Below are 7,994 nucleotides of genomic sequence, written 5' to 3'. Positions count from 1 at the left end.
CCGGCCCCCCGGCCCGCTCCCCCACCCGGCCGCCCGTCAAGGATACTTTCGTGGGCGGCCGGGTGGGGGGAGCGGGCCGGTGCCGCATCCACGCCAGTGGATCAAACAGTAACGGCTTCCTACATTGCGCGTAAAGGAGACCTCGATGACCGACTATGCAATCCTCGCCGGTGGCTGCTTCTGGTGTACCGAAGCGGTGTTCAAGGACGTGATCGGGGTCGAATCGGTCGAGAGCGGCTATATCGGCGGCACGATCGCCAACCCGACCTACAAGCAGGTATGCGGTGGCGATACCGGGCACGCCGAGGCGATCCGCATCGGCTTCGACCCCGCGCAGCTCAATTACGGCGACCTGCTCGACATCTTCTTCGCGACGCACGATCCGACCCAGCTCAACCGCCAGGGCAACGACATCGGCACGCAATATCGCTCGGCGATCTTCCCGACCAACAATATGCAGGAAGAGCAGGCCAATGAAGCGATCGCGCGCGCGCAGGCCGGCATCGACAAGCCGATCGTCACCACGATGGAATATGCCGACGAATTCTGGCCGGCGGAGGACTATCATCAGGACTATTGGGAGGGCGAAGGCCAGCGCAACCCCTATTGCCTGGCGGTGATCCCACCCAAGCTACAGAAATTGCGCAAGAGCTTCGCGGCACGGGCCAAGGCGGAGACCGGCGCGTAACACCCCTCCCCGTTCGGGCTGAGCCTGTCGAAGCCCTGTCCTTTTCTTCGCAAGGAAGAAGGACAGCCCTTCGACAAGCTCAGGGTGAACGGGGTTATAATATTAGCTCCTTGCGCATTCGCACCAGCGGCACCGGCACGCCGTCGACCATATCGGTGACTTCCTCGATCGGACGATAGCCGGCGGCTGCGTAAAGCGGCTGCCCGCTCATCGTCCCCATCAGTTCCACGGCGTCGAACCCTTCGGCGGCGGCGGCGCGCTCGCACTGGTCGAGGATCATCCGCCCCACCCCGCGCCGCGCGAAACTGGGATGGGTGTACATCGCGCGCACCCGCGCCGCCTCGGTCGCCGGATCGAGCAGCCGCGGCTCGCGCAGCGACACGCTATGATCGCCGCCGTAGAGCGTCGCGCGCCGACTCCACCCGCCGCAACCGGCGAGCGCGCCTTCTTCCTCGACCATGAAATAGGTACGGTCGGCGATGAGCTGGGTGTCGAGCCCCATCACCGCGCGGCTCGCGACGATCTGTTCAGGTGACAGGAAACCATGCTGCAAGGTATCGATCGCCAACGCCATCAGCTCGCGCAACGCGGGCAGATCTTCCTCGGTGGCGGTACGCAGGGCAAAACTCATCGATCCTCCTCGAATTTCAATGCCTTCCCGCTCCTAAGCCGGGGTGGCGGCGTCAGAGTCAACGGTGCGCCGCGCGGCGCAGCCGGTCGTTGATCGCCGCGCCGATCCCAGCTTCGGGCACGGGCGCCACCGCGATCCGCGCGCGATCGCTTGCATCGGCGCGGTGAAGTGCGTCGAACAGCCGCGCCGCCGCCTCGACCGGATCACCGCTGGCGGAGAGCATATCGTCTCCCGCCACGGCGCCGAAGCCGATCAGCCACTCGTCCGCCGCAGCCGATGTCGCGTCGAGCCGCATCGGCTTGCCCGGCGCATAATGCGTTGCGAGCTGGCCCGGCGCGACCACCTTGCCCTCGTTCGTCGCCAGCGCCAGCCCGAGCTGCTCGGCGGTGATCGGGCCGGGACGCAGGATGCGCCCTTCCATCACGATCGTCGATTCGAGCCCCGCCGGGCACGCGCCGTCGTCGATGATCAGCGGCACCCGCGCGCCGAGGCTCGCCGCGACATGCTCGGCGCGGGTCGGGCTGATGTGATTGCTGGCATTGGCCGAGGGCGCCGCGAGCGGTTTGCCCGTCGCCGCGAGCAATGCGCGCATCGCGCGATGCGCCGGAACGCGCAATGCAATCGTCTCCAGCCCGGCGGTCACCAGCGCGGCGACGCCCGCGTCGGGCCGCAACGGCAGCACCAACGTCAGCGGCCCCGGCCACCAGCGCGTCGCGAGCGCGCGCGCCGCATCGTCGAACCGCGCGATCCGCTCCGCCGCCGCGAGATCGGGGACATGGACGATCAGCGGGTTGAAGCTTGGCCGTCCTTTCGCTTCGTAAATCCGCGCGACGGCGCGCGAATCACTCGCGTCGGCGGCGAGGCCATAGACCGTCTCGGTCGGCACCGCGACGATACCGCCACGCGCGATCTCCTGCGCAGCCTCTTCGATCGCGGCCGTACCGAACTTTCTAACAGCGGGGTGTTGAGCATTCATCCCGCGTGGCTATAGCGGGCCGGGCAAGGAGAGAGAAATGCCCTTCACCGCCCCGACCGCCGAACAGCGCTTCGCGCTCGACCATGTCGTCCGCCTCGGCGAGCTTGCCGCGACCGAGCGCTATGCCGCCGCCTCCGACGATGTGATCGACGCGGTGCTCGAGGGCGCGGGGCAGTTCGCCGCCGGCGAATGGGCGCCGCTCGCCCGCGCCGGCGATACGGTCGGGGCGAAATGGACTCCTGAAGGGGTGGTGATGCCAGCGGGTTACCCGGAAGCATATCGCGCCTTCGTCGAGGGTGGCTGGGGCACGATCGGCGCGCCCGAGGCATTCGGCGGACAGGGCCTGCCCTTCGCGATCCAGACCGCGGTGCTGGAGACGCTCGGCACCGCCAATATGGGCTTCGCCTTGTGCCCGATCCTGACGGTCGGCGCGATCGAGGCGCTGACCCACCACGGCTCGCCCGAGCAGCAGGCAGCCTATCTGCCGCGGCTCACCACCGGCGAATGGACCGGGACAATGAACCTCACCGAGCCGCAGGCCGGGAGCGATGTCGGCGCGCTCAAATCGATGGCCACCCCGCGCGGCGACGGCAGCTGGTCGATCAAGGGAACCAAGATCTTCATCTCGTTCGGCGATCACGACATGGCGGACAATATCGTCCACCTCGTCCTCGCCCGCACCCCCGATGCCCCGGCGGGCACGCGCGGCATCTCCTTGTTCCTCGTCCCCAAATTCCGGCTCGATGCCGAGGGCAATCCCGGCGCGTTCAACGACGTCCGCGTCGTTTCGATCGAGCATAAGATGGGGCTTCACGCCTCGCCCACCTGCGTCCTCTCGTTCGGCGACAATGACGATTGTATCGGGCATCTGATCGGCGCCGAGCACGGCGGGATGCGCGCGATGTTCACGATGATGAACAACGCCCGGCTCAACGTCGGCTTGCAGGGCGTGCAGGTGGCGGAGGCCGCGACGCAAAAGGCGGTCGATTATGCCCGCGAGCGTATCCAGGGCACCCGCGACGGCCAGCCGACCGCGATCATCGAGCATCCCGACGTGCGGCGGATGCTGATGCGGATGAAGGCGCAGACGCTCGCGGCACGCGCGCTGGTCTATTATGCGGCGGGACAGGTCGACCGCGCGGGGCTGGGCGACGCGGCGGCGAAGGACCGGCTCGAAATGGTCACGCCGCTCGCCAAGGCGCACGCCACCGATCTCGGCAACGAGGTCGCCAGCCTCGGGGTGCAGATCCACGGCGGGATGGGGTTCATCGAGGAAACCGGCGCGGCGCAATATTTCCGCGAGGCACGGATCACCCCGATTTACGAGGGCACCAACGGCATCCAGGCCGCCGATCTGGTCGGGCGCAAGCTCGCGCTGTCGAACGGCGCCGCCTTCGCCGCGCTGATCGCCGATATCCGCGCCGAGGCGCAGGATGCGGGGCTGATCGCGTTGGTCGACGCCTGCGAGCGCGTCGGGCGCCGGCTGCAGACCGCCGACGCCGACGACCGGCTCGCGGCGAGCTATCCGTTCCTCAACATGCTGTCGATCGCCACCACCGGCTGGCTGGTCGAGCGGCTCGCCCGCGAAAGCGCCGACGATGCGCCGGGCGAGACGCGCCGCGCGATCGCGGCTTTCTATCTCGCGCAGGTGCTGCCCGAGGCAATGGGGCAGGTCGCCGCGGCGGAGGCGGATGCGAGCGGGCTCTATCGGCTGTCGGCCGACGCTTTTTAGTTTCCCGCTACCCCAGCCCTGAGCCGCGGTGACGGCCACTTCGGGCTGCCAACCCAAACCTCTCGACTCACGCGACGTTCATCCATTCCGTGCGTTATGGCACGGTGACTTGGACGATCGCCGCGCCGGAAAACCGCTCTCGCCTCGTCGCCGCGCTGGCCGCGGGCGGGGTGCAGGCGCTGATGTTCTGGCTGTTGCTGAGCGGGCTCACCGTCCATCTGCCGCATGTCGTCGAGCGCAGCATGGCGGTGTTCGGCGTCGCCCCGCCCCCACCACCGCCCTCGCCCGAACGCATCCCGCCGCCACCGCCGCGCCACAGCACCGCCGCCAAGGGCAGCCCCTCGCCCCCCAATTTGCGCTCCAAGGCGACCCCGGTCGTCGCGCCGACCCCGGTCATCCCGCTTCCCGTCCCGCCGGTGGTGGTCACCGCGCCCAAGCCCGATACCGGCGCGCAGGCGACGACCGGCGCGAGCGATATCGCCGGCCCCGGCACCGGCGCGGGCGGGGTGGGCAACGGCCGCGGCGGGGGAGGCCATGGCGACGGCATCGGCCCGCAATGGCGCAGCGGGCGGCTCAAGGATTCGGACTATCCCGCCGAGGCGGGCCGCGCCGGGATCAGCGGCACGGTCGCGGTGCGCTATCTCGTCGATGTCGACGGGCGGGTGAAGCAATGCGACGTCACCCGATCGAGCGGCAGCGCCGCGCTCGACGAGACCACCTGCCGCCTGATCCAGCAACGCTTCCGCTTCGCCCCCGCACGCGACGGCAGCGGCCGCCCAGTGCGGGCGTGGATCGTCGAGCAGCACGAATGGATCGACGAGCACCGCTTCGCCCCGCCGGACGAGCGCGACGAGCGATAAGGCACTTTGAGAAAAGGGATGGCGCGCTTGACGCGGCGCTGCCGCTTACGCGCCCGCCATCAGATCGGTGAGATCGAGCCCGAGCAGGTCGATATGGTCGCGAATCCGCGGCCATTGGTTTTGCATGAAGGAGTCGCGCTCGGCCATCCGCAGCCGTTCCGAGGCGCCGGGGAGGACGAACATCCCGACCCCGCGCCGCACCTCGACATAGCCGTCGTCCTGAAAGCTCTGATAGGCCTTGGCGACGGTCAGCGGGTTGGCGCCATGCTCGGCGGCCAGCGCGCGCACCGAGGGGAGCTGGTCGCCCGCACGATAATCGCCACGCAGGATACCCGAGGCGATCGTCGCCCGAAGGCGGATGTAAACCGGGCTGTCCTCGTTGCTGAGCGCTGTCATGCTGCCTTAATACAGCAACTGAGGCAGAAATCGAGTCCTATCCGTGCCAATGGCTTGTCACCGCTCCCGTATCGGGACGCGGACGCTCCTCGAGCGGCTTGCCCGGCGTGCCGATGAACACGAAGCCGGCGATCCGCTCCGGCGCCGCGCCGAAGGCGTCGCGCACCCGATCGGAAAAGGCCGCCCAGCCGGTCAACCATCCGCCGGCAAAACCCATCGCGTGCGCCGCATGGAGCAGGTTCATGCACGCCGCGCCGGCAGACAATTCCTGTTCCCACACGGGGATATGGCTCTCCGGCCGCGGCGAGGACAGCACCACCACCAGCGCCGGCGCCTGATGCGCGAATTGCTCCAGCGCCTCGATCTCGATCCGCCTCGCCTCGGGTCGTTCGGCGCGAAAGGCATCGGTGATGACCTTGGCCAGCGCCGCGCGCGCCTCCGGCGCGACGATCACGAACCGCCACGGCGCGAGTTTCCCGTGATCGGGGGTGCGCGCCGCAATCGCGCACATCTGCTCGAGCGCCGCGACATCGGGCCCCGGCGCGACGAGATCGCGCGGCTTGCCCGAGCGGCGGGAGGAGAGCAGCGACAGCGGGGTCGAACGATCGTTGAACATGCCCGATGCCCTAGGACGGAACGCCCATCGGCGAAACCCAGATTCCCGCCCGCGTCGTCATGCCGGGCTCGACCGGCATCCAGAGTCTCGCGCGATGGTCTTTCTGGCTCTGGATGCCGGGCCGATCCCGGCATGACGGAAGAGGCAAGGCGGTCGCACGCACATATTTACACGTGACACTTTGCCGCTAGTTTCCGTTGCAACGAGATTTCAGGGAAGACAGGCGCAAATGGTGGACACCCCGACCGCGGACAGCCCGCGCGAGCCGGACATCACCCATATCAATCCGGCGGCGGAGCGAACGTGGTTCGGCCACCCCCGGCCGCTGTTCTGGCTGTTCGGCACCGAGATGTGGGAGCGGTTCGGCTATTATGGGATGCGGGCGCTGCTGACGCTCTATCTCACCAAGCATTTCGTGCTCGGCGACCGCGCCTCGACCGGGCTCTACGGCGGCTATACCGCGCTGGTGTACCTCACCCCCCTGGTCGGAGGGTTGCTCGCCGACCAATATCTCGGCTCGAAACGCGCGGTGCGCTTCGGCGCGCTGATGATGGCGGTGGGCTATTTCACGCTCGCCTTCGGCGGAGCGCCGGCCAAACCCTATCAGGTGATCGACGGCCAGCGCTATGAGGTGGTGGTCGAGAATTTCCGCGACGCGCCGACCAGCGATCCCAACGAGGCGCGCTATCTGATCTACGGCGACGAGAAGCTGACAATGCGCGGCAATGGCGACGGCAGCCTGTCGCTGCTCGCCGCCAACGGGCAGGAGGCGCATCGTATCGCCGTCGGCCATTTCAGCGAGCAGGCGGAGCACAATCCGCTCATGCTGATGGTGCTGCTGATCGCGCTGTCGCTCGTCTCGGTCGGCAACGGCTTCTTCAAGCCCAACATCTCGACGATGGTCGGCGAACTCTACCAGCAGGGCGACCGCCGGCGCGACGCCGGCTTCACGATCTTCTACATGGGGATCAACACGGGCTCGATCCTCGGCCAGTTCCTCTGCGCCGCCTTCGCCGATACGATCGGCTGGCCCGCCGGGCTCGGGCTTGCCGGGGTGGCGATGCTGATCTCCTATGCGATGATCAGCTTCCACGGCGGGCGGCTCGACGCTTATGGCAACCCGCCGCAGCGCGAGGGGCGCGATCCGGCGCTGATCATCTACGTACTCGCGATCCTCGCCGTGCCGCTGTTCTATTTCCTGTTCCAGAATCTGATGACGACCGAAAAGGCCGCGCCCGGCGCCGGCTTCATCGGCTATCTCGCGACGCTGCCGCTGATGGGCCAATTGCTGTTCGGCACCTTCATCGTCTCGGTCCCCGCGATCCTCGTCTGGTCGTTCGTCAAGGGGAGCCGCAAGGAAGGCGAGATGATGCTCGCCGCGATGGTGCTGATCGTCTTCAACGTCGTCTTCTGGACCCTGTTCGAACAGGCCGGATCGAGCCTTACGCTGTTCGCCGATCGCAACACCGATCGCAGCGTGTTCGGGCTGTTCTCGCTTTCCGCGCCGCAAACGCAGAATTTCAACCCGCTGTCGATCGTCCTGCTCGCGCCGGTGATGAGCGCCTTGTGGGGCTGGCTCGCCCGGCGCGGGTGGGAACCCTCGATCCCGATCAAATTCTCGGTCGCGCTGATGGGGGTCGGGGCGGGATTTCTGTTCCTCGTCTGGGGATCGACCTTCGTCGGCCCGGATTACAAGGTCGGGCTGTGGTGGCTCGCCGGGCTCTACGTGATCCATTCGGCCGCCGAATTGTGCATCTCTCCGGTCGGGCTGTCGATGATCACCAAATTGTCGATCGCGCGCGTCGTCGGGCTGATGATGGGGGTGTGGTTCCTGTCGATCTCGGTCGCGCAATATGTCGCGGGCGTCGTGGCGCAATTCGCCAGCGTCGAGACGGTCGGCGGGCAGGTGACCAATCTCAAGGTCAGCCTCGATACCTATACCCATACCTTCACGACGATCGCACTGGTCGCGATCGGGCTGGGCGTGGTGCTGTTCCTGCTCTCCTGGCCGCTCAAGAAGTGGATGCACGGCGTGCAGTAAAATCGCTTTTCGTCGTGCCGGGCTCGACCCGGCACGACGACGAGTGGAGGATGC

Annotated in this window: 8 protein-coding genes; 4 read left to right on the top strand and 4 right to left on the bottom strand. The window is 67.6% G+C overall.

The window, feature by feature from the left end; genetic code table 11:
• Positions 1–145 precede the first annotated feature (145 nt).
• Positions 146–688 (top strand): peptide-methionine (S)-S-oxide reductase MsrA, encoded by a 543-nt coding sequence (msrA, locus tag NED98_RS22990; protein ID WP_265314677.1) that lies wholly within the window; start codon positions 146–148, stop codon positions 686–688.
• 94 nt (positions 689–782) lie between these two features.
• On the opposite strand, the gene NED98_RS22985 is transcribed toward msrA, so the two are convergent.
• Positions 783–1,319: a GNAT family N-acetyltransferase gene (locus tag NED98_RS22985; protein ID WP_265314676.1), complete on the bottom strand. Its 537-nt coding sequence runs from the start codon at positions 1,317–1,319 to the stop codon at positions 783–785.
• Between the two features lie 58 nt (positions 1,320–1,377).
• On the bottom strand, positions 1,378–2,295 hold the full coding sequence (locus tag NED98_RS22980) for an L-threonylcarbamoyladenylate synthase (RefSeq protein ID WP_265314675.1): 918 nt from the start codon (positions 2,293–2,295) through the stop codon (positions 1,378–1,380).
• Positions 2,296–2,332: 37 nt separating this feature from the next.
• On the opposite strand from NED98_RS22980, the gene NED98_RS22975 reads away from it, so the two are divergent.
• Both NED98_RS22975 and NED98_RS22970 read left to right on the top strand, forming a co-directional pair.
• Positions 2,333–4,027 (top strand): acyl-CoA dehydrogenase family protein, encoded by a 1,695-nt coding sequence (locus NED98_RS22975; RefSeq protein WP_265314674.1) that lies wholly within the window; start codon positions 2,333–2,335, stop codon positions 4,025–4,027.
• Positions 4,028–4,131: 104 nt separating this feature from the next.
• Entirely contained in the window at positions 4,132–4,887 is a 756-nt protein-coding gene (locus tag NED98_RS22970; RefSeq protein ID WP_265314673.1) for an energy transducer TonB, read from the top strand.
• Between the two features lie 45 nt (positions 4,888–4,932).
• On the opposite strand, the gene NED98_RS22965 is transcribed toward NED98_RS22970, so the two are convergent.
• Positions 4,933–5,283: a GntR family transcriptional regulator gene (locus NED98_RS22965; protein WP_179512600.1), complete on the bottom strand. Its 351-nt coding sequence runs from the start codon at positions 5,281–5,283 to the stop codon at positions 4,933–4,935.
• Positions 5,284–5,320: 37 nt separating this feature from the next.
• Positions 5,321–5,899 (bottom strand): nitroreductase family protein, encoded by a 579-nt coding sequence (locus NED98_RS22960; protein ID WP_265272029.1) that lies wholly within the window; start codon positions 5,897–5,899, stop codon positions 5,321–5,323.
• A gap of 229 nt (positions 5,900–6,128) precedes the next feature.
• On the opposite strand from NED98_RS22960, the gene NED98_RS22955 reads away from it, so the two are divergent.
• Complete coding sequence (locus NED98_RS22955; protein ID WP_265314671.1) at positions 6,129–7,940, top strand: peptide MFS transporter; 1,812 nt, start codon at positions 6,129–6,131, stop codon at positions 7,938–7,940.
• Positions 7,941–7,994: the final 54 nt, after the last annotated feature.

It is taken from the genome of Sphingomonas lycopersici (assembly GCF_026130605.1).
Lineage (GTDB): Bacteria > Pseudomonadota > Alphaproteobacteria > Sphingomonadales > Sphingomonadaceae > Sphingomonas > Sphingomonas lycopersici.
This window is presented reverse-complemented; position numbering and strand designations above follow the sequence as displayed.